General features: G+C 40.6%; 23 protein-coding genes and 2 pseudogenes. 16 read left to right on the top strand and 9 right to left on the bottom strand.

Annotated elements, in window-relative coordinates; all coding sequences use genetic code 11:
- The first annotated feature begins 471 nt into the window (after positions 1 to 471).
- The 3 genes from FTU34_RS07855 to FTU34_RS07865 all read left to right on the top strand — a co-directional run bounded on the left by FTU34_RS07855 (position 472) and on the right by FTU34_RS07865 (position 3,623).
- The gene (locus FTU34_RS07855; protein ID WP_111885541.1) at positions 472 to 1,929 is read left to right on the top strand and encodes a glyceraldehyde-3-phosphate dehydrogenase; all 1,458 of its coding nucleotides are present in this window, start codon (positions 472 to 474) and stop codon (positions 1,927 to 1,929) included.
- 308 nt (positions 1,930 to 2,237) lie between these two features.
- On the top strand, positions 2,238 to 2,939 hold the full coding sequence (locus FTU34_RS07860; protein ID WP_218950059.1) for an MFS transporter: 702 nt from the start codon (positions 2,238 to 2,240) through the stop codon (positions 2,937 to 2,939).
- 3 nt (positions 2,940 to 2,942) lie between these two features.
- Positions 2,943 to 3,623 (top strand): hypothetical protein, encoded by a 681-nt coding sequence (locus FTU34_RS07865; protein WP_180035345.1) that lies wholly within the window; start codon positions 2,943 to 2,945, stop codon positions 3,621 to 3,623.
- A 58-nt stretch (positions 3,624 to 3,681) separates the two neighbouring features.
- On the opposite strand, the gene FTU34_RS07870 is transcribed toward FTU34_RS07865, so the two are convergent.
- Positions 3,682 to 4,536 carry an SDR family oxidoreductase gene (locus tag FTU34_RS07870; protein ID WP_180035344.1) on the bottom strand — a complete coding sequence of 285 codons (855 nt, stop codon included), beginning with the start codon at positions 4,534 to 4,536 and terminating at the stop codon, positions 3,682 to 3,684.
- Positions 4,537 to 4,651: 115 nt separating this feature from the next.
- On the opposite strand from FTU34_RS07870, the gene FTU34_RS07875 reads away from it, so the two are divergent.
- The 4 genes from FTU34_RS07875 to FTU34_RS07890 all read left to right on the top strand — a co-directional run bounded on the left by FTU34_RS07875 (position 4,652) and on the right by FTU34_RS07890 (position 8,237).
- The gene (locus FTU34_RS07875; protein ID WP_078191873.1) at positions 4,652 to 5,026 is read left to right on the top strand and encodes a helix-turn-helix domain-containing protein; all 375 of its coding nucleotides are present in this window, start codon (positions 4,652 to 4,654) and stop codon (positions 5,024 to 5,026) included.
- 213 nt (positions 5,027 to 5,239) lie between these two features.
- A complete protein-coding gene (gene cgtA, locus FTU34_RS07880; protein WP_180022810.1) occupies positions 5,240 to 6,454 on the top strand; it encodes an Obg family GTPase CgtA in 1,215 nt (404 codons plus the stop codon).
- A 40-nt stretch (positions 6,455 to 6,494) separates the two neighbouring features.
- A complete protein-coding gene (proB, locus tag FTU34_RS07885; RefSeq protein ID WP_078190202.1) occupies positions 6,495 to 7,628 on the top strand; it encodes a glutamate 5-kinase in 1,134 nt (377 codons plus the stop codon).
- A 90-nt stretch (positions 7,629 to 7,718) separates the two neighbouring features.
- Entirely contained in the window at positions 7,719 to 8,237 is a 519-nt protein-coding gene (locus FTU34_RS07890) for a GNAT family N-acetyltransferase (protein ID WP_180035343.1), read from the top strand.
- A 57-nt stretch (positions 8,238 to 8,294) separates the two neighbouring features.
- Here FTU34_RS07890 and arsH read toward each other — a convergent pair whose 3' ends face one another.
- From arsH to FTU34_RS07915, 6 genes and pseudogenes are all read right to left on the bottom strand, one after another.
- The gene (gene arsH / locus FTU34_RS07895; protein WP_180035342.1) at positions 8,295 to 8,999 is read right to left on the bottom strand and encodes an arsenical resistance protein ArsH; all 705 of its coding nucleotides are present in this window, start codon (positions 8,997 to 8,999) and stop codon (positions 8,295 to 8,297) included.
- A 1-nt stretch (position 9,000) separates the two neighbouring features.
- Positions 9,001 to 10,041, bottom strand: a complete 1,041-nt coding sequence (gene arsB, locus FTU34_RS07900) for an ACR3 family arsenite efflux transporter (protein WP_180035341.1) — start codon at positions 10,039 to 10,041, stop codon at positions 9,001 to 9,003.
- Positions 10,041 to 10,514: an arsenate reductase ArsC gene (locus tag FTU34_RS07905; protein ID WP_078191858.1), complete on the bottom strand. Its 474-nt coding sequence runs from the start codon at positions 10,512 to 10,514 to the stop codon at positions 10,041 to 10,043. Before FTU34_RS07905 ends, arsB begins: the two co-directional genes overlap by 1 nt.
- The gene (locus FTU34_RS07910; protein ID WP_078191857.1) at positions 10,511 to 10,840 is read right to left on the bottom strand and encodes a metalloregulator ArsR/SmtB family transcription factor; all 330 of its coding nucleotides are present in this window, start codon (positions 10,838 to 10,840) and stop codon (positions 10,511 to 10,513) included. The genes FTU34_RS07905 and FTU34_RS07910 overlap by 4 nt, the downstream gene beginning before the upstream one ends.
- Before the next feature lie 113 nt (positions 10,841 to 10,953).
- Positions 10,954 to 11,046 (bottom strand): annotated as a pseudogene (locus FTU34_RS18120) (hypothetical protein); the annotation flags it as partial.
- Positions 11,047 to 11,121: 75 nt separating this feature from the next.
- Positions 11,122 to 11,823, bottom strand: coding sequence for an SIMPL domain-containing protein (locus tag FTU34_RS07915; RefSeq protein WP_180035340.1), 702 nt, complete (start codon positions 11,821 to 11,823; stop codon positions 11,122 to 11,124).
- Between the two features lie 484 nt (positions 11,824 to 12,307).
- Between FTU34_RS07915 and FTU34_RS07920 the strand changes: the two genes are divergently transcribed.
- Both FTU34_RS07920 and FTU34_RS07925 read left to right on the top strand, forming a co-directional pair.
- The gene (locus tag FTU34_RS07920; protein ID WP_180035339.1) at positions 12,308 to 13,681 is read left to right on the top strand and encodes a diaminobutyrate--2-oxoglutarate transaminase; all 1,374 of its coding nucleotides are present in this window, start codon (positions 12,308 to 12,310) and stop codon (positions 13,679 to 13,681) included.
- A 2-nt stretch (positions 13,682 to 13,683) separates the two neighbouring features.
- Positions 13,684 to 15,216 (top strand): aspartate aminotransferase family protein, encoded by a 1,533-nt coding sequence (locus FTU34_RS07925; RefSeq protein WP_180035338.1) that lies wholly within the window; start codon positions 13,684 to 13,686, stop codon positions 15,214 to 15,216.
- Between the two features lie 358 nt (positions 15,217 to 15,574).
- Here FTU34_RS07925 and FTU34_RS07930 read toward each other — a convergent pair.
- Positions 15,575 to 16,627, bottom strand: a pseudogene (locus tag FTU34_RS07930) (Rieske 2Fe-2S domain-containing protein).
- A 430-nt stretch (positions 16,628 to 17,057) separates the two neighbouring features.
- Here FTU34_RS07930 and FTU34_RS07935 point away from each other — a divergent pair.
- The 7 genes from FTU34_RS07935 to FTU34_RS07965 all read left to right on the top strand — a co-directional run bounded on the left by FTU34_RS07935 (position 17,058) and on the right by FTU34_RS07965 (position 26,158).
- Positions 17,058 to 18,083, top strand: a complete 1,026-nt coding sequence (locus tag FTU34_RS07935; RefSeq protein ID WP_180035337.1) for a substrate-binding domain-containing protein — start codon at positions 17,058 to 17,060, stop codon at positions 18,081 to 18,083.
- Between the two features lie 99 nt (positions 18,084 to 18,182).
- Complete coding sequence (pstC, locus tag FTU34_RS07940; RefSeq protein ID WP_180035336.1) at positions 18,183 to 19,562, top strand: phosphate ABC transporter permease subunit PstC; 1,380 nt, start codon at positions 18,183 to 18,185, stop codon at positions 19,560 to 19,562.
- Positions 19,559 to 20,950, top strand: a complete 1,392-nt coding sequence (pstA, locus tag FTU34_RS07945) for a phosphate ABC transporter permease PstA (protein WP_180035335.1) — start codon at positions 19,559 to 19,561, stop codon at positions 20,948 to 20,950. The genes pstC and pstA overlap by 4 nt, the downstream gene beginning before the upstream one ends.
- A gap of 13 nt (positions 20,951 to 20,963) precedes the next feature.
- Positions 20,964 to 21,887 (top strand): phosphate ABC transporter ATP-binding protein PstB, encoded by a 924-nt coding sequence (gene pstB / locus FTU34_RS07950; protein ID WP_218950056.1) that lies wholly within the window; start codon positions 20,964 to 20,966, stop codon positions 21,885 to 21,887.
- A 189-nt stretch (positions 21,888 to 22,076) separates the two neighbouring features.
- Entirely contained in the window at positions 22,077 to 23,039 is a 963-nt protein-coding gene (gene sohB / locus FTU34_RS07955; protein ID WP_078190186.1) for a protease SohB, read from the top strand.
- A 96-nt stretch (positions 23,040 to 23,135) separates the two neighbouring features.
- Positions 23,136 to 23,498 carry a hypothetical protein gene (locus FTU34_RS07960; protein WP_180035334.1) on the top strand — a complete coding sequence of 121 codons (363 nt, stop codon included), beginning with the start codon at positions 23,136 to 23,138 and terminating at the stop codon, positions 23,496 to 23,498.
- 455 nt (positions 23,499 to 23,953) lie between these two features.
- Complete coding sequence (locus tag FTU34_RS07965; RefSeq protein WP_180035333.1) at positions 23,954 to 26,158, top strand: Ig-like domain-containing protein; 2,205 nt, start codon at positions 23,954 to 23,956, stop codon at positions 26,156 to 26,158.
- A gap of 62 nt (positions 26,159 to 26,220) precedes the next feature.
- Here the strand turns inward: FTU34_RS07965 and FTU34_RS07970 are convergent, their stop codons facing one another.
- The gene (locus FTU34_RS07970) at positions 26,221 to 26,850 is read right to left on the bottom strand and encodes a DUF2238 domain-containing protein (protein ID WP_180035332.1); all 630 of its coding nucleotides are present in this window, start codon (positions 26,848 to 26,850) and stop codon (positions 26,221 to 26,223) included.
- Between the last annotated feature and the right edge of the window lie 70 nt (positions 26,851 to 26,920).

The following is a 26,920-nucleotide window of genomic DNA, read 5'->3' on the forward strand; positions in this document are numbered from 1 at the left end:
AACTGCAATTTAGGAGAGTGTTATGCCAATTCGGTGACTTTTTCTATCTTTTAACACCAATTCCAGTTTTTAGTTGAGTTTGAGATTGGTGTCGAGAGTAGGTCGCTGGTTTGTGCAAAGGTCTCTACGAGCTTTACATCAGTAAAAATACTATAAATTGAGCAAAATAAAAAAACACCACAATTTGAAAAATATAAATATTTGTGCATCTTTGAGCTAAATATGCAGAGATCTGGTTGATAAAACTACATTTGAAATTTTGTGACAAAAATCTGCGAAAAAGCCTGTTTTTCAACTTTCGGCTATAAAATCATAATACTAATCATGATTATTTTGAAAATTGATAGTGAATATATAACAAAATAACCTTGTCGAAATCTGCTTTTAGATTCATTAATTTTCAGTTTTCCATTACAATTGTGGGGTTTTGAAATTTATGCTTAGATTTACAATTAATTAGAGGACGTATCTGTGAGCAAAGACACTATCGTTGCCCTACATGCAGAGCACCAAGGTCGCTGGAAAAACCGTGAAGAAATCGCGGAACGTATGATTGCCCTAGTGGGTCAGTTATATCGTGAAAAAAACATCGTAGCTACAGTATACGGTCGTTCTTTAATTAACCGTTCGGTTATCCAAATTCTTAAAGCGCATCGTCGTACTCGTGTACTTGACGTTGAACTTTCAGTTGTGAACACTTTCCCAATTCTTGAAGCTTTGGCGAAAATCGAAAACATCGGTACTGCTGAAATTGATCTTGGCAAACTTGCTGTTGAGTTCAAAGAAAAAGGCGGTGATGTTGACGCATTCGTTGCTGACGCTGTTAAATCACTTGAAGGCAATGCAACTAACGTTGAAAACCGTGATGTTGTACTTTACGGTTTCGGTCGTATCGGTCGTATCCTTGCACGTTTGATGATCAGCCAATCTGGTCTAGGTCGTGGTCTTAACCTTAAAGCAATCGTTGTTCGTAAATCATCTGACGGTGACTTAGAAAAACGTGCGTCTTTGTTACGTCGTGACTCTATTCATGGTCCATTCGCAGGTACGATTTCTGTTGATGAAGAAAACGAAGCAATCATTGCTAACGGTAACTTCATCAAAGTGATCTATGCGTCTAACCCATCTGAAGTTGATTACACTGCTTACGGTATTAACAATGCACTTGTAATCGATAACACAGGTAAATGGCGTGATTCTGAAGGTCTTGCACAGCACCTTAAATGCGCTGGCGCTGCACGTGTAATTCTAACTGCACCTGGTAAAGGTGACATGAAGAACGTTGTATACGGTGTGAACCAAGCTGACATCCTTGATGAAGATACAATCATCTCTGCTGCAAGCTGTACAACAAACGCGATCACACCAACACTTAAAGTGTTAAATGACAAGTACACAGTAATCAATGGTCACGTTGAAACAGTTCACTCGTTCACAAACGACCAGAACTTAATCGACAACTACCATAAAGCTGACCGTCGTGGCCGTGCTGCAACATTGAACATGGTTATTACTGAAACAGGTGCTGCTAAAGCTGTTGCTAAAGCGCTTCCTGCTCTTCAAGGTAAATTGACTGGTAACTCAGTACGTGTACCTACTCCAAACGTATCTCTTGCTATTTTGAACCTTACTTTAGGTCAAGATGTTGATCGTGAAGAAGTGAATGAATACATTCGCCAAATTTCAATCAACTCTAACCTTCAAGGTCAAATCGGTTATACAAACTCAACTGAAGTTGTATCGTCTGACTTTATCGGTTCACGTACTGCAGGTGTGTTTGACGCTCAAGCGACAATCGCTTCTGGTAACCGTTTAACTGCTTATGTTTGGTACGATAATGAAGTGGGTTATAGCTGCCAAGTATTGCGTATTGCTGAGCAAATGGGCGGCGTAAGCTATCCAAAAGTTCCTGCTGAAACTAATGCTTAATTAGTTCACGCTGTAAAAAAAGGGCCTCATTTGAGGCTCTTTTTTTATCTAAAGAGTATGGGTTAAAAACTTAAGGCATAGATGACGAATGGATTGATCAAAAGCATCAAAAGTTCTTGTTTTTTCTGCCACTGTTAGATGAGTGTGAGTCATTTATAATGAAAAGCTGACTAAAATATTCAAGTTTTAAGTTAATGAAATTATTAAAGAATTAAATACAAAAAATTGCAAACTGGTTTGTATAATGTGTTCAAAATGAGACTGTAAAAAATAAAAAGCAAAAGGAATTTAGTTTGCAAGCAAAGCACATGCTCAGTGGATTGGCATTTATTGTGTTTGCTGCGCTCTGTGGTGTACTTATCGCCATTTGGGTGTTTAAGCACTTTAATATTTATATCCCGCTAGAAAATCAGAACGTCAATATTGACCTGCAAGAGCCGTTACAAGCCGAAGTCAAAATTCATGATGCCTTGGATGTGGACGTGACAGGACGGGTGAATGCTGAAATTCCGATACATGAAAATTTAAATATTCCCTTAACTCAAACGCTGACGCCACGGGTGTATTTTGATAATCAAGTCCCAATCAAGACCACGATTCCAGTACGTGAAACTTTGAAAGTGAATCAAAACCTTCCTGTGAATACCAAAGTGAAAGTTAAAGTCATGGGGCAGGATGTGACTTTGCCACTCAAAGGTGATATCCCGATACAATTGGATATTCCAGTGAATATGAATGTGCCTTTGGAGCAAAAAGTACATTTAAAGTTTGATGCACCAGTCAAAACAGTGCTGAAAGAAAACCTACATATTCCACTGAATGCAAATTTAAAAACCAACATTCCTATTGAAGGTAATTTAAATGTTCCAATTAAAACGGCATTAAAAGCGACAGTGGATGTGCAAAATACGTTGCCGGTTCAAATTAAAAAGGGTGAATTGGTAATTCCACTAAAAACAATGCGACTCAACAGAGAGCATGCCAAAACTGAAGTGAAAGCTCAGGAGTAAGCCATGTGGATATTTCAATCGGCGAAGCGCATCATTTTGAGTTTTATTGCAGTTGCGTTATTGGTTGCGGTACTATTTTGGTTGTATTTAAATATTTATGCGTCGATGCAAGTACGTGCAAAAAATGCTGATATTCAATTGTCGCATTCACTACCCACCAAAATTTCCGTTGGTAATTATTTGCAAACGCAGTCTATTGGGACTCTGGATACGCAGATTGGTTTAGATCGAAAGCTGCAACTACCCTTAAAGGGAAAATATTTGGCAGATTTGCAGTTTAGTGTAGAGGTTCCGATCTCTGTGGATATTGATTATTCCACCAATATTCAAATTAACCAGACGATGCCGCTTGAGGCGACCACAGATTTGGTGATTAAAAATAAACTTGTGCCGAAGTTTCCGCTAAAAATGGATATACCAATAAAACTGGATGTCCCATTTCACTTAAAACGAACCTATAACATTCCGATTCGAATTAATTTTAATGGTCCTGTGTATTTTGAGTTTAATGAAAAAGTTGATTTGCACGTGGTACATCAGTTTGCACCACAACTAAAACTCAATGACCCGATGACCATGCGAAAAATCGCAACCTTTAATGCCACGATGTACAACGCAGAGCGTAATACCAAGGCAAATTTAGATATGAATATGGATTTGCCGATAAAAAATGTACATCCATAACTCAGATTAAAACCAACAAAAAAGCCCGAATCAATTCGGGCTTTTTGTTGGTTTGATCTTATTTTAAAGCAGCTTCAACAGCACTGTGTAGAGTAGTGGTTGGGTGACCGAGTAGCTGTTCCAAGTCCTTGCGATCACTTTGCATCGCACCGTCAATGCTGTTGATATCGGCATCGACGATCACATCTACAAGACCAGCAGGTAATCCAGCTTGTAATAGACCTTGTGTGTATTCTTCTGCTGTAAGATTTTGATAGTGAACATTTTGACCTGAAACTTGCTGTAGGGTTTCAGCAAGCTGTGCCAAGGTGAAACTGTCTGAGCTTGCAAGTTCATAGGTTTTATTCTCATGACCAGCGCTTGTAAGCACTTTTGCAGCAGCTTCGGCATAGTCAGCACGGGATGCTGCATTAATTTTTCCATCCTTTGCTGCACCAAATAAGGTACCTGTTTCAACCACATGTCCTGCAGCAGCAAGATAGTTTTCGACATACCAGTTATTTCGTAAGAAGGTATAGGTTAAACCACTAGCTTGAATCAGACTTTCTGTTTCACGATGTTCTTGAGATAAACCCAATGGTGACGTATCTGCACGTAACAGGCTGGTATAAGCAAGATATGGAACTTTCGCTTCTACTGCAGCATCAATTACGGCTTTGTGTTGTGGAGTACGACGACCAATTTCATTGGCAGAAATGAGTAATAATTTATCGACACCTTGTAGTGCAGGAACCAGTGTATCTGGTTGATCATAGTCAAAATGACGAAGTTCGATGCCTTGAGCTTGTAGGGACGTTGCTTTTTCTGGTGAGCGAACTAAAGCGATGATGTTTTCGGCCGCGGTTTCTTTCAATAAGAATTGAAGGACCAATTGGCCTAGTTGACCTGTTGCACCTGTAATTGCGATTTTCATATTTAAACCCTCTGATTGTTGAATAAATGATCTTGATGGTTGAATCTTAATCTGTTAACTTACTAAGTGTAAGTACGTACCAAAAAGTAAGTTAGTGACTTTGAGGAAAGATTTAATGAACACATACGCTACAAGTAAATTATTAGGTCAAGTTTTATCCACAGATTGTCCATCTCGAGAAATATTGGAACATCTCACCAATAAATGGTCAGTATTAGTTTTACGTTGTTTGACTGAAGGGGTACACCGTTTTAGTGAACTTAAGCAGCGTATCGAAGGGGTAAGCGAAAAGATGCTGGCTCAAACGCTGAAAATGCTCGAGCAAGATGGTTTTATCTTAAGGACAGTCTATCCAGTCGTGCCACCCAAAGTTGAATATCAACTGACTTTAATGGGCTCGCAGGCTGCAGAAAAGTTAATGCATTTGATTGGTTGGGTTGAACGAACATTGCCTGAAATTATTGAAGCCAAGGAAAATGCACGTAAATAGCTTTCAGAAATAGGGAGTGAAATTCGTTTGCCATTTATCAAAGGTATTTTGATGATGAGCTAAAGATTTTCGAGCGATGTGCGGATTTTCCTAAAAATTTGCATCAGCACCAAGATGAATGAAATTTATAGTATTGCTGAATAATATTGTTCGAGAAATTCTTTAAAATATGGCAGAATAAGCGGTTTTAAAGTTTTTAGAGGATTGGCAAACATGCGCTTTGTTGATGAAGCAGTCATTACCGTAGAGGCTGGCGACGGTGGCAATGGCGTAGCCAGTTTTCGCCGTGAAAAATTCGTACCATTTGGTGGTCCAGATGGTGGTGATGGTGGTCGTGGCGGTAACGTATACGTTCAAGCCGACAACGACACAAGTACCCTAGTAGATTATCGTTATACACGTAAATTCCGTGCAGAACGTGCTAAAAATGGTCGTGGAGCGAACTGCTCAGGCCGTGGCGGTGAAGATACCGTATTGCTCGTTCCAGTGGGCACAACAATTGTAGATACAGAATCTGGCGATATCATCGGCGACTTAGTGGCTGACGGTCAGCGTGTGTTAGTGGCAGCAGGTGGTGAAGGTGGTTTGGGTAATACTCACTTCAAATCTTCAACCAACCGTTCTCCACGTAAATGTACACACGGCTCAAAAGGCGAATTTCGTGAAATTCGTCTTGAATTAAAAGTACTCGCAGACGTTGGTTTGTTGGGTATGCCAAATGCGGGTAAATCAACCTTTATCCGTGCAGTTTCAGCAGCGAAACCAAAAGTTGCAGATTATCCATTTACCACTATGGTGCCAAATCTAGGTGTGGTTGATGCCGATAGTCACCGCTCATTTGTAATGGCGGATATTCCAGGTCTAATCGAAGGGGCTGCAGAAGGTGCAGGTCTAGGTATTCGATTCCTGAAACACTTGGCGCGTACACGTATTTTATTGCACATTGTAGATGTTCAACCGATTGATGGTTCTGACCCTGCGTATAATGCAAAAGCAATTTTGGAAGAGTTGAAAAAATTCTCCCCAACACTTTCAAAATTACCTGTTGTATTGGTACTCAATAAAGTAGACCAATTGGCGGCTGAAACGCGTGATGAATGGTGTGATCACATTCTCGAAGAGTTGCAGTGGAAAGGCCCTGTATTCAAAACTTCAGGTTTAACGTTTGAAGGTACTAAAGACGTTGTGTACTACCTGATGGATCAAATTGAAGAACAGCGCGAACGCGAAACTGAAGATCCTGAATATGCAGCAGAAGTTAAAGCGTTCCGTGATCAGCTTGAAGCTGAAACACGTGAGCAAACGCTTGCTGCGAAAGAAGCATATCGTGAAATGCGTCGTCAACAACGTCTGGCAGGTCAAGGTGAAGACTTTGATGATGAATTTGAAGACGGTGATGATGAGGCAGAATCGTACTACGTACGTTAATTGCTGAATAAGTGTCAAAGCAAACAAGTCTGAGGACAAGATGATAGAAGTGGTAGATGGGCAACGTCAGCTCAAGGGTTGTAAACGTATCGTTGTTAAAATCGGATCATCACTACTCACAGCAAACGGAAAAGGGTTAGATCTGGATGCAATCTCGCATTGGGCGGGACAAATTGCAGAACTACACAATGCAGGGCACGAGATCATTCTTGTGTCTTCCGGTGCTGTGGCTGAAGGGATGGTTCGTATGAATTTGGACAACCGACCCACAGATCTACCCAGTCTACAGGCTTGTGCTGCCATTGGTCAGATGGGCTTAATTCATACTTGGTCTAGCGTATTAGAACAACGTTCGATTCGCACAGCACAAGTTTTGTTAACGCATGATGACTTGGCAGACCGTCGTCGCTATTTGAACTCTTGTGATGCCTTGCAACACTTGATAGACTGGCGTGTCATTCCAGTCATCAATGAGAACGACACTGTTTCGACAGATGAAATTCGCTTTGGTGATAATGATACTTTGGCAGCTATGGTGGCGGGTCAGGTACATGCAGACTTATTGGTGATTCTAACTGACCAAGAAGGCATGTTTGACTCAGACCCTCGTTCCAATCCAGATGCAAAACTGTTCCATACAGTACGTGCAATGGATGAATCATTATTCGATATGGCTGGCGGCGGCGGTAAATTCGGTCGTGGTGGTATGTTGACCAAAGTTCGTGCGGCACGTTTGGCAGCCAAGTCCGGTTGTCCAACAGTCATTGCGAGCGGTGATAGCGACAATGTGCTGTCACGTGTGATGGCAGGTGAATTACTCGGTACCTTATTCATTACGGACAATGATCGTGTGACAGCCCATCAACAATGGTTAGCTGCACATTTACAAACAGCGGGTCGTTTAGTAATTGATGATGGCGCAGTCAAAGCCATCCGTGATAATCACCGCAGTTTATTACCTGTCGGTGTGAAAGCTGTTGAAGGGCATTTCGAACGTGGTGATGTGGTGGAATGTGTCGATACACAAGGTCATCGTGTTGCCGTCGGTCGTGTAAACTTCAGTTCACGTTCGGCAGAAATCGTCAAAGGTTTGGCCTCAGATAAAGTTCATCAAGTTTTAGGGGAAGCCCGATCACTTGAAATGATCCATCGCAATCATATGTCGATTTACTAAATTGAAAATCAAAATCCTGCTTCCGAGCGGGATTTTTTATGGCATGCCATTTGAATATAACGATAAAAATAGAAATAAGAGGAAAAGAAGATGAGCGAAATTCAATATTTAAACATTCAAGATCTAAAAGATGAGCAGGCTCAACTGTGTGAATTATTGGCACAATGTGTGCAAGATGGTGCATCACTGGGTTTTTTAGCTAAAGAATCTAAGTCGCACTATGATGAATATTGGTCTGCTGTGACAAAGGATATTCAAAAGCATAAAACCTTTTTGTGGGCGGCGCTACAAAGCGGTGAAATTGTGGGCACAGTACAATTGGTTCGTGCCACCAAAGCCAATGCACTGCATCGTGCTGAGATTGAAAAACTTATGGTGCATCCAAAGGTACGTCAGCAAGGCATTGCTCACCAACTATTCACACTTGCAGAAGATCAAGCAAAACACTTGAACTTGAAATTACTTGTACTTGATACGCGTACAGGCGATGTCTCTGAAAAGCTATATGAAAAATTTAACTTTATAAAAGCTGGGATCATTCCGCAATTTGCATTGAGCCATACAGGTACAATAGATTCAACGACATTATTTTATAAATTATTAGTTTAAGTTGAAACGGATGGATATTTTAGACCAAAACTCCTGCACAGATGCAGGAGTTTTTCATTAAAGGTTCTTTTGATTAACCCGTTTAGAGAGTTCTTCCGCACTTTCAACTCGTTCAGAATAGCGATCTGTGAGGTAGGCAGATTGACCACGTGTGAGTAGGGTAAATTTATATAATTCCTCCATCACATCGACAATGCGAGTGTAATAGGAGGAAGGTTTCATGCGATCATTATCATCAAACTCTAAAAATGCTTTCGCAACGGAAGATTGATTTGGAATCGTGATCATCCGCATCCAACGCCCAAGGATGCGCATTTGGTTAACAGCATTAAAAGATTGCGAACCACCACTGACTTGCATTAACGCCAGCGTTTTACCTTGAGTAGCACGAATGGCACCTGCAGCTAAAGGAATCCAATCAATTTGTGCTTTCAATATAGAGCTCATCGCACCATGTCGTTCTGGAGAACACCAAACCATGCCTTCAGACCATGCAAGTAATTCATGTAATTCCTGAACTTTAGGATGGGATGTTTCAGCATCTTCAGGCAGAGGAAGACCTTTAGGATGAAAGATTTTGACTTCTGCACCAAAATGTTCAAGGATTCGACCCGCCTCCAATACCGTTAAACGGCTAAATGAGCGTTCACGGTTAGAGCCATATAGCAGCAGAATGCGTGGCGGATGTTCAAGTGCTTTTGCTTGAACATGTTCAAAACTCGGTGTTTCAAGTAGATCTAGTTGAATATTGGGGAGCTTCATTTTAGTTCTCTTTATACCATTTGCGTTTTAACCATAGCGATACACTCACTAATGCAATAAGCACAGGGACTTCAACCAATGGGCCAATAATCGTGGTAAATGCAATCGGAGATGCAATGCCAAAGGTGGCGATGGCAACAGCGAGGGCAAGTTCAAAATTATTACCTGCTGCTGTAAAGGATATCGCAGTGGTTTTGGCGTAGTTATTGCCCATCCATTTGCTCATCAAAAAGCTAATGAAAAACATCACCACAAAGTAGATCGTGAGGGGAATGGCAATACGCAGTACATCCATTGGAAGGCTCAAGACATCTGCACCTTTGAGGCTAAACATCACCACAATGGTAAAGAGTAATGCCATTAAACTGATGGGGCTGATTTTGGGTATAAATTGATTTTTATACCAATCCAGACCTTTGTGTTTTACCAATATGGCACGCGTCAGGAAACCGAGCAGGAAGGGAATACCTAGATACACCAATACTGCATGTGTGATGGTCCAAAAGCTGACTTGGATCACTTGTGCTTCGATACCAAAATATGGCGGTAAAAAACTCAAAAAGAACCATGCGTAGGTACTAAAAAATGCAATTTGGAAAATACTGTTAAATGCCACTAAAGCCGTAACGTATTGGTTGTCCCCACAAGCGAGATCATTCCAAACCAGAACCATTGCAATACAACGTGCTAAACCAATCAGAATCAAACCGGTCATGTATTCAGGGTAGTGTTGTAAAAACACGATAGCCAAAATAAACATCAGGCAAGGCGCAATTAACCAATTTTGAACCAGTGATAGGTATAAGGTACGTTTATCTTTAAACACTTCAGGCAGGGCTTTGTAATCCACTTTAGCCAAAGGCGGATACATCATCAGGATTAAACCAATGGCAATCGCAATATTGACATCACCGATATTGAGTTGATTTAAAGCCCTTGAAGCACTTGGAATATACACGCCAATCGCAATGCCTAGCCCCATTGCGATAAAAATCCATAGCGTTAGATTGCGGTCTAGAAATGACAGTTTTGCAGCAGCCATTATTGAATCTCTGAAATTTTTTGGATTTCTTTGTTAAGCTCTTCACGACTTAATTGCTTAAAATCGAGTGCAAATAAAGCATCTAAACGGCGGTTAATATGCGCCACGGTATCAAGAAAAGCTGCAAGTTTTACGTCATCTGCAAGCTCTAAATGGGAAGGGTCTTCTAAACCCCAGTGTGCTTTGATGGCAGAGCCTAAGTAAATTGGGCAAGCTTCTTGAGCTGCAGAACCACAGACAGTAATTACCACATCGGGTTGGTATTGTTCACATGCTGTGATGGTTTTACTCGACAAGCCCTCAGTCGGTAGATTGAGGTTATGTAGGGTTTTTAAGGTAAATGGGTGGACTTGTCCTGAAGGTTTACTGCCTGCGCTATAAGCACGGAAACCTTCAGGGGCACGCTGGTTAAAAAGTACTTCGGATAAAATGCTGCGGCAGCTATTGCCAGTACATAGAAATAAAAAATTCATAGCGTTTCACACAATGTGGTAGTGCCTTTCGGGGAGTTTAAATCGAGGTCTTTAAATCGTTCTTGGTGACGCATGACATCGAGTATTTGTGTACACCAAGTAGGCAGTGCAGGGTGAATGGAGTAATAGACCCATTGACCTTTACGTTGATCACTCAGCACACCTGATGAACGCAGTAATGCCAAATGACGCGAAATTTTAGGTTGGCTCAATTCAAGGGACTCAGTGAGTTCGCAGACGCAGAGTTCACCTTTACAAGCCAACAGCATGATGATGTTCAGACGAGTCTCATCTGCAAGTAATTTGAAAAATTCAGTCTGTTCCATGTTTATCTGTATATATGGATTTTCATATATCTTTACATGTGAACATATGGATGTCCATATGTATTGTTCAATAAAAATCCCACACTTGGTGGGATCTTTATATTTAGACCAGTTTAAAAGTCGAATGAAGTTTGTAAGAAGAAGGTTCGTGGCTGACCAATATATTTACCGCCGGTTGCATCTGATGAACGGATGAAATACTGTTTGGTTTAAATAAAGATTAGATGGAATTTATAGTCAAAAAAACCGCGCTAAAGCACGGTTTCTTAAAATGAATTTAATTATTTGAACTGGATAGAGCCATTTGCACTGACCGTGATTTTAGATTCACCACCTGCCATTTCTTGCTCAGGAATAGCATCAGCTGCCGCAGCTTTCATCATCGCCATACGAGGTACAGGCTGACCACCATAATTGCTAGTATTAAGGTTAATATTCACTAAGTTATAGCCTGATTTATTCCACGCTTGTGACAATGTCTGCGCGCGTTGTTGGAAGTTTTTAGAGGCTTCAACCATCAACTCATTTTCTACTTTTTTACGCTGTGCATCTGACACGCTAAAGCTAATCGATTGAGTTTGGAAATTTTGTTGTAACTCGCTCACCAATTGGCTAGCTGCTTTAAAGTCTGTACTTTCTAAACGCACTTCGGCACGACCACGCCATTCTTTCAATTTACGACTGTCATTGTCATAAATCGGGTAAGTGCTTTGAGATCCCGTTTCGATTTTTACAGCAGGGTATTTACGGGCTGTGTTCACCGCTTGGGTCATCAATTGGTTGATTTGGGTAGCAAGTTCAGCCGGTTGTTTATTTGATTTTTCAATATATAAAACGGCATGCATTTGGTCATTCGACACTTGGCGAGTGGCATCCGCTTGAATGTTCACGATGTTGTAATTGAGTGGGTCAGCTGCTTGAGTTGCTGCTGCCAAACCTAAACCTGATGCTAATAAAACAGTAGATAAGATAATTTTACGCATTGTTATGACCTATTCTTCTTTCAGAATGACTAATTTAGCTTATGCTGTTATCTTAAAAGGGGATTGTGATGGATTAAAGGAAAATCTGTGGTGGGATTGTAAATCTTTCAAGAAAAATAAATGTAGTGCTTGATGAATATTTATTTAAATAATCAGTGCTTAGTTGTTTAATTAATTGAAGATTACAATAATCATTCATAAGTTGTAAAAAAGCATAAAATAAAAAGGTTTTCTTTGTTTTGTCACACTGTAAGATGATAATTCAAGATATCCATGGAATAGATCTGTTTTTTCTCTAAATTATCTTTTTATTTGATCATAAAAGTGATTTATTTTCTTGAAAAAGTCTGTATCATCCGCCTCCTAGTTAGCCCATACTCAAAGAGCTTTTAAAGCTAACTAGAAACTCATAAAGCACCGAGTCAAAGGACCGCAAGTCACCCGACTTATTTCTTTCAACCCATATCAGAGATGGTAATTCGATATGAGCGTTTCTTCTGTAAACCCTGCCACTAATTCTACTAACGAATACTATTTGACTCGCCAAAGCCAGATGGAATCCAATGTTCGTAGCTATCCGCGTAAACTTCCACTTGCGATAGCAAAAGCTTTAGGTTGTTGGGTTACTGATGTTGAAGGTACAGAGTACCTCGATTGTTTAGCTGGGGCAGGAACATTGGCATTAGGCCATAATCATCCTGCGGTAATTCAAAGTATCCAAGACACACTTGCAAGTGGCCTCCCATTGCATACTTTGGATTTAACAACGCCTTTAAAAGATGCTTTTACTGAAGCACTACTTGAGCAATTACCTGGTGGTAAAGAAGAGTATTGTCTACAGTTCTGTGGCCCGTCTGGTGCAGATGGTACAGAAGCAGCAATTAAATTAGCAAAAACTTACACAGGTCGTAGTTCAGTAATCAGCTTCTCAGGTGGCTACCATGGTATGACTCACGGTTCTTTAGCAATGACAGGTAACTTGTCTGCTAAAAATGCTGTGAACGGCTTAATGCCGGGTGTTCAATTTATGCCGTATCCGCATGAATACCGTTGCCCATTAGGCATAGGTGGTGAAGCGGGTGTAGACGCATTAACGTATTATTTCGAAAACTTCATTGAAGACGTAGAAAGCGGTGTAACGAAACCTGCAGCTGTAATCTTGGAAGCAATCCAAGGCGAAGGCGGTGTAGTGACTGCACCTGTAAAATGGTTAAAGAAAATCCGCGAAGTGACTGAAAAGCACAACATCGTGTTGATTCTTGATGAAGTACAAGCGGGCTTTGCACGTTCAGGTAAAATGTTTGCCTTTGAACATGCAGGTATTGAGCCAGACGTCATTGTAATGTCTAAAGCGGTAGGTGGTAGCTTACCACTTGCAGTATTGGGCATTAAACGTAAGTTTGACGCATGGCAACCAGCGGGTCACACGGGTACATTCCGTGGCAACCAACTTGCTATGGGTACTGGTCTTGCAACAATCAAAACCATCAAAGAGCAAAATCTTGCGCAAAATGCACAAGAGCGTGGTGACTTCTTACAAGCTGAAATTAAAAAATTAGCGGTAGAATTCCCATGTATCGGTAACGTACGTGGCCGTGGTTTGATGATTGGTGTTGAAATTGTTGATGAACGTCAAAAAGCAGATCACATGGGTTCTTTACCAGGTGATTCTCAATTGGCAGCAGCCATTCAAGCAGCATGTTTCAACAACAAATTGTTGTTAGAAAAAGGTGGTCGTAACGGTACAGTCATTCGTTTACTTTGCCCATTGATCATCAATCAAGCTGAATGTGAAGAAGTGATCGTTCGCTTCAAGAAAGCACTTGCTGAAGCACTTGTTGCAACTCGAGGCGCGTAATAATGGTTGATTTTGCAGAACATCGTAAAGCGTTATTCTGCAATGATGCACAATCCATTGCTGACTATCAGTCAGCAATGGGCGAAGCGGTAAAAGCCGTTTCTGCATGGTTGCAAAATGACAAAATGTACACCGGCGGTAGTATTAAAGAGCTTCGTAGTGCAATTGCATTCAATCCTTCTAAAGAAGGTATGGGTGTACAAAAATCACTAGACCGTATGGTTGAGCTTTTCTTAAATAAAAGCTTAAAGGTGCATCATCCGCATTCACTCGCGCATTTACACTGTCCAACAATGGTCACTAGCCAAATTGCGGAAGTGTTAATTAACGCAACAAACCAATCAATGGACTCATGGGATCAAAGCCCTGCAGGTTCATTGATGGAAGTTCAATTGATTGATTGGCTTCGCCAAAAAGTGGGCTACGGTGCAGGTCAAGCAGGTGTATTCACCTCTGGCGGTACGCAGTCTAACTTAATGGGCGTTTTACTTGCACGTGATGCGTGCATCGCGAAAAACTGGAAAGACGAAAACGGCAATCCGTGGTCTGTTCAGCGTGATGGCGTACCATCTGATGCTATGCGTAACGTCAAAGTGATCTGTTCTGAAAATGCGCACTTCTCTGTGCAAAAGAACATGGCGATGATGGGCATGGGCTTCCAATCTGTTGTGACTGTTCCTGTAGATGCTAACGCACGCATGGATATGGACGCGCTTGAGAAAACCATGGCTCACCTTCAAGCTGAAGGTAAAATCGTCGCATGTGTAGTTGCAACTGCGGGTACAACCGATGCAGGCGCAATTGACCCATTGAAAGAAATTCGTGAAATCACCAACAAATATGGCGCGTGGATGCATATCGATGCAGCATGGGGCGGTGCACTGATACTTTCAAATGACTATCGTTCAATGTTAGACGGTATTGAACTGTCTGACTCGGTAACGCTTGATTTCCATAAGCATTACTTCCAAACGATTTCATGTGGCGCATTCTTGCTTAAAGATGAAGCGAACTATCGTTTCATGCATTATGAAGCTGAGTACTTAAACTCTGCTTATGATGAAGAGCATGGCGTACCTAACCTAGTATCTAAGTCATTACAAACAACTCGCCGTTTTGACGCGTTGAAATTGTGGATGACTGTTGAAGCACTAGGTGAAGAGCTTTATGGTTCAATGATCGATCACGGTGTTGCTTTAACCCGTGATGTTGCAGCATATATTGATGCAACAGATGGTTTAGAAATGTTGGTTGATCCACAATTCGCTTCTGTATTGTTCCGTGTAATTCCTGAAGGTTACCCAGCAGAATTACTCGATACACTTAACCAGAACGTTGCTGACGAATTGTTTGCTCGTGGTGAAGCGAATATTGGTGTAACTAAAGTAGGTCAAGTTCAATCATTGAAAATGACGACTTTAAGCCCAGTAGCGACTTTAGACAACGTGAAGAATTTGCTTGCTCTTGTGCTAGCGGAAGCGGATCGTATCAAAGGCCCAATCGCTGATGGTACATATACACCTGCAATTGACTAATTGTCATTTTGTGATTGTAGAAGAAGGGGCTCGTAAGAGCTCCTTTTTTTTAAAAAATGAAAAGGTGCTTAATTTATTACATCACCACAATTTTTCATTGAGTGATGATAGTTTACTGCGTAGGCAGATTGTTACTTTGAGGGATCATAGTATCTAAAATCCTTCTCAGGGAAAAGTTACATCCATGTGACCATTACCTTATAGTGACATCCCTGTCGCCAGTCGCGATATTCATTGATGTTTATCATTTGATGAATAAGATACCACAATATTTATAACCAATATAAAGCTTGTAAAGGAGTTTCCCTCTCCTTGTAGGAGAGGGTTAGGGTGAGGTGAATGCAATACGATATTAATGTTATGCCGCAAATAATGGACTAAAACCTTTTTTACGCAATAATTTGCGGTACATGCTGGAACTGCGGTCCGCTGGAAAATGCGCTTCGATGCTTAAATCTAAGGGTAAATATTCAGGCTTTTGCGATTCAGATACAAGGCGGTCTTCCTCAAATATTTTCAGGTTAAAGTCATAAGCATCTTCTACAGGCAGGTCTTTGTCATAATTGCGGCAAATGGAAGCAAATAGACGGGTAGAACGAGCAGTCATCGGTGAAGCCGCATTCATAATCACTTGCTTGCTGTTATTTGGAAAATGAATCGTCAGCGTTGCAGTAAACGGCAGATGAATCTCAAAATGCCGCAGCCATTGGAAACCCTCTTGTCCGCGCTGTTCTAAACCAATTGGATAGCGCCCAACACTGCTTCAATAGTCTGCATTAAAGCCAGTTTCTGTTTCGATGGTCGTGTAGTCAGGTACTTCTACATTTGCAGGGTCGCCAAAGGTATCGGGATGTACCCATGCAAAATGCGCAACATTAATAAAACCTTCAAGCTGCCGGCCTGTAAAACATTGAAAATCTACCGTTGGACAAACCAATTGTTAATATTCGGTATTCTCCCAATTAGGCATGACAGGAATATTTGGTTCATCATCTGTACTTGCGGTGAGGCACCACCAAATTAAACCATAGCGTTCTACAGCAGCATAAGTTTTAAGGTTAAACCTTGGGGAAATTTTATGTTCAGGATGGGCAGGAATGCGGTTGCAGTGACCTTTTTCACCAAAGCGCAGTCCATGATAACGACACACAACACCTTGACCATCATTTTGACCTAAACTGAGTGGCACGCCACGATGCGGACAGGCATCTTTGGCAACAATGATTTCATCTCCCATTTTATAAATGACCAAAGGCATGTCTAACAGCATCGTGCCATAAGGCTGTTCAGTCATATCTCGTGCAAGTGCAATCGGGTATCAATATTCAGTCAATAGATGCCAATCATGTTCTTCAAATGTCATATGGACGGGTAAATCAGGATTAAAAGTAGAAATGGTTTTACTATTCATTTTTTGATCTGCATGGCGACTTAAATTTCAATATAGGTGAAGCTGCTGTTCAGATATATTTCAATTAATGCAATGCGCTGTACTTAAAAACTGAATAAGAAAATGAAGCTTATTTTTATAATAGTGACAGAAGTCAGTGTCTAGGTTATGTTTTCAGACGATTCAGAAATACAAAATATGACAATGTAGTGAATTTTTACGAATTTCTTAGCAATATAAAAACCAATTAATACTTTGCTAAAATTTATTACATATTGAAAATAAAGGAAATTTATTTAAATCAAAGGCCAATCATCAATTATCATAAAAGCGTCATAAAGATGTAACCTAACTGTCATACTCTAAAATCAAAATGCGTATATCGAAAAAGTACAAGACTTTATTAGAAAGTGGCGTACTCCAATAAATGCATCAATAAAGAGAGATGAGAATGCGCTTCAATCATATCGCAATTGCGTTGGCACTTTCAGGGGCAGCTGTTGCAACAACTGCAAATGCAGCTCGTGACACGATCCAAATTGCTGGTTCTTCTACAGTTTTGCCTTACGCAAGTATTGTTGCAGAAGAGTTTGGTAATACATTCCCACAATTTAAAGCACCTGTTGTAGGTTCTGGTGGTACTTCAGGTGGTTTGAAACAATTCTGTAATGGCGTTGGTGATAACACTATAGATATTGCTAATGCATCTCGTAAAATTAAAGGTACTGAATTGGCTGCATGTAAAAAAGCAGGCGTTAACCAAATCTTAGAAATTAAAGTTGGATATGACGGTATCGTATTTGCTTCAAATGCGAAAAAAGCGGCATTCAAACTTCGCCCACAGCACGTATTTGCTGCACTTGCTGCTGAATTACCTTCAAAAGGTAAATTGGTTCCAAACCCATACACACGTTGGAATCAAATCGACCCAACTTTACCAAACGAAGCAATCACTTTAGTTATTCCTGCATCAAACCATGGTACACGTGAAGTGTTCCAAGAAAAAATGGTCGATGCTGGCTGTGAAACTTATGAAGCTTTCGCAAAATTAGATAAAGATGCTCAGAAAAAAGCATGTTCAACATTCCGTAAAGATGGTCGTGTGATTGAAATCGCAGGCGACTATACAGAGACATTGGCACGCTTAAAAACTTCACCTAACGCTGTAGGTGTATTCGGTCTAGGTTTCTATGACCAAAACCGTGACAAGTTACGTGTAGCAACAGTGAATAATGTAGCGCCATCTGAGAAAACAATTCTGAATGGTTCTTACCCTGTATCACGTCCATTGTTCTTCTACGTGAAAGGTGAACATCTTAAATCCATCAAAGGCTTGAAAGAGTTCACAGAATTCTTCCTAAGTAAAAAAGTATCAGGTAAAGGGTCGAAGCTAGAAAAAGCAGGCTTAATTTCAATGTCTGACAAAGAGCGCGCTGCAGTTCTTGCAAACTTTAAAGCTGGTAAAGCAGTTAAATAATTGGATTGAAACAGCCAATGGCAGGATTGACCTGCCATTGGCTTTTTGCAAAGAAACAGTTTTTTCAAGAAGGGCTTTTGAAAAAACAGTGGAGATTACATGAATCTGCTACTTATTGGTGTGTTGCTCGCAATTATTGCGATCGCTTATCAAGTTGGACTGACCAAAAGTCGCAAACTTGCAGGTAAAGGCAATAACTCAGCAATGTTGCATTCACGACCGGGCTATTATGGTGTTTTGGTCGCTTTATGGTGTGGGATTCCCGCTTTTTTAATCTTGATTGTTTGGAACTTGGTTGAACCGAGTATTTTTCAACACGTTATTTTAAATAATGTCCCAGAAAATATTCGTTTAGATTTAGATCCTGCAAGCACAAGCGTAATGGTTGACCGCGTCCAAGCGATTGCTTCTGGTTTTGGAGTAAGTGATACGCCAGCTGCATATGAACTTGCAGCAGCAGAACAGTTACAGAAAATTGAAAACATCGGCTCATATGCAAAATTGGCCGTTGTGATTTGTGCGGCATTGATTGGTTTAGTTATGGCTAAACGCCGCATCGCAGAAAAATATCGTGCACGTAACCAAGTCGAAAAAGTTATTAATATCGCATTGGCACTATGTTCCGGTGTGGCAATCCTGACAACAGTTGGCATTGTGATGTCGATGTTCAGTGAAGCCATGCGTTTCTTTAGTTTTGTCAGTCCACTCGATTTCTTCTTGGGCACTGAATGGAACCCAGGTTTTAGTACATCAGGGAATGCCGAAGGTAGTTATGGTTTGCTGCCACTCCTTTGGGGCACACTCATGGTTAGTGGTATTGCACTACTGGTTGCTGTTCCGGTTGGTCTGATGATTGCGATTTATTTGGCTGAATATGCAAAGCCAAGTTTCCGTGCTTGGGCAAAACCTGCCATAGAAGTTCTCGCAGGTATTCCAACCATCGTTTACGGTGTATTTGCCTTAATGATTATTGGACCCTTTGCAAAACAGCTTGGCGCATATATTGGACTCGATATTAATGCAACCAGTGCTCTAACAGCAGGCTTTGTGATGGGGATTATGATTATCCCATTCGTTTCATCATTATCTGATGACATCATTACTCAAGTTCCTCGCGCGCTTCGTGACGGTTCACTCGGTTTGGGTGCAACAAAATCAGAAACTATTCGCCAAGTAGTGATACCTGCAGCTTTGCCGGGCATTATCGGTGCATTCTTATTGGCAGCATCTCGTGCAATTGGTGAAACCATGATTGTGGTACTTGCAGCAGGGAACAGTCCTTTACTACACATTAATCCGCTCGAAGCAGTGTCTACAGTCACCATTACCATCGTAAACCAATTAACAGGTGATACAGACTTTGCGAGTCCTCAAGCATTGGTTGCTTTTGCACTCGGTTTAACACTGTTTGTGATTACCTTAGGGCTGAATATTGTTGCACTGTACATTGTGCGTAAATACCGTGAGCAATACGAATGAGTACGACGAATACATCAAACATGGATCAAAAATTTGATTCACATGCAGCCGCTGAGCTTCGTGAAAAACGTAAGAAAATCATTGAAAACTCTTTGGCGAAAAGACATCGTAAAGAAAAGACCTTCCGTGTCTTGGGCTTTAGTGCAGTAGTGACTGGTTTATTTTTCGTCGTGCTATTGTTTGGCAGTATTTTAGCCAAAGGCTTACCAGCATTCTGGCAAAGCTCGATGACGGTTCCTGTGTTTTTTGATCCAAGTATAGTCAATGTAGGAGCGAAACCGGTTCAAAAAGAAGGTGAATCACCTGCACAGTTCCAAGAGCGTTACATTGCTTGGCAAACTGAAATGGGCATGGTGGATTGGGATGCGCTCATCGTAAATGGCATCATAGCAAAAGATCCAGCGATTGCCTCTCAACGTGATGATCTCAACAGTTTATATACCAGTTCAGAAGCTTATCGCTTACGTGATATGGTTATGGCAGATCCGTCATTGATTGGTCAAAAACAAGATTTTAAAATCCTTGCAGATGCTAATGTCGATGTCTGGTTGGCTGGTAATATTGACCGCAGCTTGCCTGATGAACAGCAACAATTGAGCCCAGAAGTACGCCAACTTGCAGATAAACTTAAAGCTGATGGTGTTATTACTAACTCATTTAATACTGAAATATTTAAGAATCCAGACTCTCGTAGCTCACCTGCAACTTCAGGTTTAGCTGGGGCGTTTATGGGGTCGTTATTTATGATGCTGATCGTGATCATTATTTCGATTCCAATTGGTGTAGCATCTGCAATTTACTTAGAAGAGTTTGCACCTAAAAACTGGATTACCGATGTTGTCGAAGTCAACATTAACAATCTAGCAGCGGTTCCTTCGATTGTCTTTGGTTTGCTTGGTGCAGCGATCTTTATTGGTTGGATGCATATGCCGCTTTCGGCTCCTGTGGTTGGTGGTTTAGTCTTAAGTTTGATGACTTTGCCAACGGTCATTATTACCACACGTGCTTCACTAAAAGCTGTTCCTCCATCGATCCGCCAAGCCGCTTTAGGTTTGGGTGCATCACGTTTACAAACTGTATTTCACCACGTCTTGCCACTGGCATTACCAGGTATCTTAACCGGTGCCATTATTGGTGTAGCGCAAGCCCTAGGTGAAACTGCTCCATTATTATTGATTGGTATGAGTGCCTTTGTAGCAAGTGTACCAGCCACTCCTTTAGATCAATCCACTGCATTACCTGTACAAATTTTCCTTTGGCAAGGTAATGAGCTACGTAACTTCTTTGAAGGACGTACCGCAGCAGCAATCATTGTACTTCTTGCTCTCATGATCGGCTTAAACAGTTTAGCCATCTGGTTACGTAAGAAATTTGAAGTACGCTGGTAATTGAGGGCATTATATGAATAGCGTCGTTACAACTGAAAAGAATTCCTTATATCAGGATAAGTCCGTGAATCCAGAACAAACACAATTTACCTCTGCTCAGGGCAGCCAAAAACAAACCAATACTGCGTTTGTGTCACAATTCGATACGCAATCTAGCGCGAAAAAAGATGCGAAATCGAGCAATGTGAAAATCAGTACCAATGATGTGCATGTGTACTATGGCGAATCTGAAGCGATCAAAGGCATTGATCTGAACATTTATGAAAATGAAGTGATCGCCTTTATTGGACCGTCTGGTTGTGGTAAGTCAACTTTCCTGCGTACGCTCAACCGTATGAATGACACGATTGATTCTTGTCGTGTGACAGGACAAGTGCTCATGGATAATCAAGACATCTATGATCCAAATCTTGATGTGGTATTACTGCGTGCCCAAGTAGGTATGGTTTTCCAAAAGCCGAACCCATTTCCAAAGTCAATCTTTGATAATGTCGCTTATGGTCCAAAACTGCATGGATTGGCGCGTGACAAATACGACATGGAAGAAATTGTTGAAAATAGTCTGCGTAAAGCAGGTCTTTGGGATGAAGTGAAAGACCGTTTGAGCCAACCGGGTACGGGGCTTTCAGGTGGTCAGCAGCAACGTCTTTGTATTGCGCGAACCATTGCAGTCAGTCCTGAAGTTATTTTGATGGATGAACCCTGTTCAGCACTGGATCCGATTGCAACTGCAAAAGTAGAAGAACTCATCACTGAACTTTCAGCGCAATATACCATTGCGATTGTGACGCACTCGATGCAACAAGCAGCACGTGTATCTGACCGTACCGCATATTTCCATTTGGGTGATTTGATTGAAGTGAATTCCACTGAAAAAGTCTTTACTCAACCGGATCATCAATTGACTGAAGCGTATATTACCGGGCGTTTTGGCTAATCTAGTCTGTCTAAAAAAGAGCCGAAAGGCTCTTTTTTTATGAAGTCAATAATTAGGTCAAAAAGTCTTGATAAAAATAAAATGCTCAATTTGGCTCAATGAGAATTATTTTCAAAAAATAGATTGAATTTTTGTGATGCAACCCACATGTTATACAACATAAATATGAATTAAATGAGTTTCAATTTTATGCTATTTCATAATCCCAAGTTGCCTGCGGAAATTCGTGTAAGTCACTTAAATGCACGTATTAATGAACAACGAAAAAAAATTGCGCAAACCACTGCATCTAAACTTGAGCTGCTGCAACTAAGCCAACAATTATCAAAAGAAGCGCGCGCACGTAAAAAGAATAACCAAAAAATTTATGTGATCGATTTTAATGGTGATACCGCTGCATCGGCGGTGACAAGCCTTCGTGAAGAAATTACCCTAATCTTAGCGACAGCAAAAGCTGGGCGCGACCGCGTAGTTTTACGTTTAGAAAGTCCAGGCGGGATGGTGCATGGCTATGGTCTGGCTGCAGCACAATTGGTACGTTTACGTGATGCTGGATTTAACTTAACCATTTGTGTGGACAAAGTTGCTGCAAGCGGTGGCTATATGATGGCCTGCATTGCAAATGAAATTGTTTCAGCACCATTTGCCGTAGTAGGTTCGATTGGTGTGGTTGCACAAGTGCCTAACTTTAATCGTTTATTGAAAGAAAAACATATCGATTTTGAACTGTATACGGCGGGTCAGTTTAAACGTACCGTAACGATGTTTGGTGAGAACACGGCTGAAGGTAAAGCCAAATTTGAAGAAGAGTTACAGCAAACGCATAACTTATTTAAACACTTTGTTGAAAAATATCGTCCTCAGCTTAATGTCGATAAAGTTGCAACAGGTGAGCATTGGTATGGTCAAGATGCCATTGATCTTAATCTAGTCGATAAGCTCCAAACGTCAGATGAATATCTATTAAGTCTCATGCCACAACATGATGTATATATGATTGAAACCCGCAAAAAGCCAACACTTGGTGAGAAGTTGGGCTTACAAGCAGCACAAATTGCGGATTCATTGGTTCCTGCAGTCATGTCTAAAGTGATGGAGTCATTGAGCAAAGCCAATTCGAGTCTCGTGCAGTTGCGTGATCCAAAGCTTTAATTCTTTAAGTTTAAAAGCCAATCCAAAGATTGGCTTTTAATGGTTGGGTTTCTCAAATAAAGGGCTTTAAAACTGAAATCTGTATTTAATTTTCGTTTGATATTATTATTTTTTATCCTTACTTCTGTTTTAGTTTTTAACTATATTTCTAATAATCAGCAGTCTGAGGAAATTAAAATAACGGATAGCCAACACCCAATAAATTTAGAATTGAAGCAAAAGGCCCAAGAAATTTTTGGCAATATTCTTATATTTGAAGGAAGTTATAGTTCTTACTCCTCGCATGATGTACTTTATAGTATCCATTATAAAGATTTCAGTATCGCTGATTTTTTAATTTATCATGATGAAATTTTGAAGAAAAACGAATGGGTTTTTCTGAAAAAAATGGCCCAGTCATATATTTATTGTCAAAATCGTCGCCAGTTAGAGATTATTCCCCCCGAAGATATTAATTAAAAATGTAGATAATGAAGAGGGGGATATCATTAGACAATTGGATGAAGAATGGAATATTAATTTTTATCATTCAAGAAATAGCCATTTTAGTCAGTGTTCGAAACATGATAATTCTCATGAATGAAATAAATAATACGGTTCTTTTTTGTTTAATTATAATGTGTGAGTAATTATTCTGGGACTGGAAAAGTGCTCCTAGTAAAAATAGCATTTTAGGTAGTTAGAAGCTTAACTTTTAGCATATGTTATCTTTTTAAACTTTATATTTTTATGATTCTAGAAGATCACCCAATACTTAGTAATACGAATCAACTCATATATTACATTGGCTTTTTTATGCCAAAATTACTCAATAAATAATTATATATTAGGGTTTGTCTGTTCAGCACCAATTTGATAAGGTACTTAACTAATTATTTATTAGATGTTTATTACATAATAACACTGAGGGCGAAATGACAAAAATTGTCGTGATATCAAAGAAAGATCAAACGATTTTAAAAGAAACTCAGGCCACAAAAATACAAATATCTCAACCGTCCGTTATTCAGTTAGAACTTAGGCCAGCCGATATTCAGTCGATCCATCGAGTCGGAAATCAATGTGTGATTACCCTGAAAAATGGTCAAAAAATCGTGATTGATCATTTTTATACAGATGACTTTAGCTCTGATAATTCTTTGGTTTTACATAGTGGGCCAGAGCAATTTGAGCTAGTCGAAATGGATGTCGATGGCAAAACGGTGAGTTATCGTTCAGTGAATGAATTTGCGCAGCCTTTATCTGCATCGACACAGTTAAATCAGGCAACAACACCTGCTCAAGCTACGGAAGTTGCAAGTGAGGATGATGGTTCGCCATCACTACTTAAGGCAGGATTGGCGATCTTGGGTGCAGAAGCGGTATATCTGCTGGCTTTTGACAAAGAAGATGAACAATCCTCTAGCAATGACAAAACAGCACCAAGTACGCCAACTGGAAGTTTTGATAGTGATGGAAAAGTCGTGTCCGGCAAGGCGGAAGCTGGTGCAACGGTTTATATCGTAGATGCCAAAGGCAATACGATTGGTCAATCTAAAGTAGATGCCGATGGCAACTATAAAATTACTTTAGATGACGCGATTACAGACGGCAATCGCGTAATTTTGTACGCTAAAGACAAGGCAGGAAATAGTTCACAATCGACGATATTGACGGGTAATAAAGATACAATTTCGCCGGACGCGGCAAATGCACAAGTGGATGAAAGCGGTAAGTTTGTCTCTGGTTTTGCCGAAGCGGGTGCAAAAGTTTATGTTTATGCTGCAGATGGCACAACGCTTTTAGGTGGGCCTGTGACTGCGGCAAGTGATGGCAATTTCTCCATTGCATTAAGTAATACTTTACAAGCAGGTGAGACGGCTAAAGTCATTGTAGAAGATAAAGCCGGCAACAAATCTGAAGTGCAGTCAGTTGAGATGGGCAAAGATACGCTTCGACCTGATCAACCTAAGATTGAAGTGAATAAAGCCGGAACTGAACTGGTTGGTACTGCCGAAGCCAATAGCACCATTCAAATATTAGATGCAAATTTACAAGTCATTGCTACCACTACGGTAGATGCCAATGGTCAATTTAAACTGACATTGTCCCCAGCACTGTCGGATAGTAATAAGACAACTATTATTGTGGTTGATGCAGCAGGGAATCAATCGTTACCTTTAAATGTCACTGCTGGAACGGATAATACGGCACCCGTTGCACCAACAGCAATAATCAATACTGATGGTACAGAGGTGTCGGGAAGCGCTGAAATTGGTGCCAAAATTACCATTAAAAACAGTGCAGGAAATACGCTTGGTACCGCAACTGTAGGTGACGATGGTCGCTATACGGTGAAATTAAGCAGCGCAGTAACAGATAATAATGTTGTCCAAGTGACTGCGACAGATGCCGCTGGCAATAGCTCAAAGAGCACGCAAGTGATTGGTACAAAGGACACCATTGCACCATCTGCGCCAACATTGACGACGGTGTATGATGATCGAGATACTACAAAGCTCACCATTAAACAGGGGGAGAGCACTCAAGATTCAACCCCAAGTTTTGAAGGCAAATGTGAGACCAATGCCACGATTACCATTTATAAAAATGGCGTCGCAGTGGCAACCGTCAAAGCAGATACTAGTGGGAAATGGTTGTATACACCAGAGTCAGATTTAGCAGCAGGTAAGTATAGCTATAGTTTTACCCAAACGGATCTGGCAGGAAATACCAGTGCCAAAAGCTCAGCATTTGATTTTACCGTTGAAGCGATGACAGTTGCCAAAGTGAGTTTATTCTTGATGTCAGAAGAACAGGCTTCGGTTGAATTACATGATCAGGCATCACTGTTAACAGGTGATAATACTGTGTTTGATGTACTTGCGCAGCAAAGTGTTTCGAGCTTTGGCTTAAATGAAACAAGCTCTTTTATTTCTGATGATCAAATCGATTTGATCGGGTTGTTGAGTAATCCACCCAACATTGCTCTTGATGTAATATCAGATGATTCATCTTATTTAAATGTCTCTACTAATCCTGTATTGGGTGTCGCAGCAGTTTCAAATACAAAGCTTCAAACAGCATGGGGCGCTTTAGATCCGTTAGATCAATTCTTAAATGCGCTACCACTCTATTAATAATTAATACATCCATTCATGAATATGGCGATAAAAAAGCACTCTAATGAGTGCTTTTTTATTTAAGATTTTTTCTGATTGAAATATAAAAGGCCGCCAGTGATCATCGCACCAAATGTTGCCAGCAGCATATCTTTATGCGCATCCCAAATATCACCTTGTTGCCCATTGTAATTTTCAGCTTCCTCTGGTGATAAACTAATGGCAATCAGCCATTCGATCCATTCATAAAATAAACTGGTCGCCATGACGAATTGTACGACCAATAAAAAGAGTGTTCCGGCTTTTAACTGCGGTAGCCAGATTTGAAATATGCGATAAAAGAACGGGTAGAGCAGCAAACCATAGGCAAGATGTACAAGCCGATCATACATATTCCGGGTCCATCCCATGCTTTGGTCAAGGTTGAAACCGAGGAGAGCTTGTGTCCATTCAGAATAAGGTACATAAGAATATAAATAATGGGCACCAATGACATGAATCAGTAAAAAGCCAAGATACAGACAAACTGTTGTGAAAGTTAGCCCTATTTTATAGAGGAAAGCGAGCAACACGATCAGCATAAACGCTGTCCCGATTTGATGGAGGATATACGCTTCCATTTCTAAAGGTTGGATACTGGCGATCACAATGGCAAGAGTTAATAATGCAAAAGCTAAGATGTGCTTAAGTTTTAATTTGAAATCAATCATGAAAAGGCAAAGCTCAAAATTTTTATCGGTGTGCAGTGGTTATAATTCGCGGCAAGTATAGCCATAATGC

The organism is Acinetobacter sp. YH12094, assembly GCF_013419295.1.
Taxonomy (GTDB): Bacteria; Pseudomonadota; Gammaproteobacteria; order Pseudomonadales; family Moraxellaceae; genus Acinetobacter; species Acinetobacter amyesii.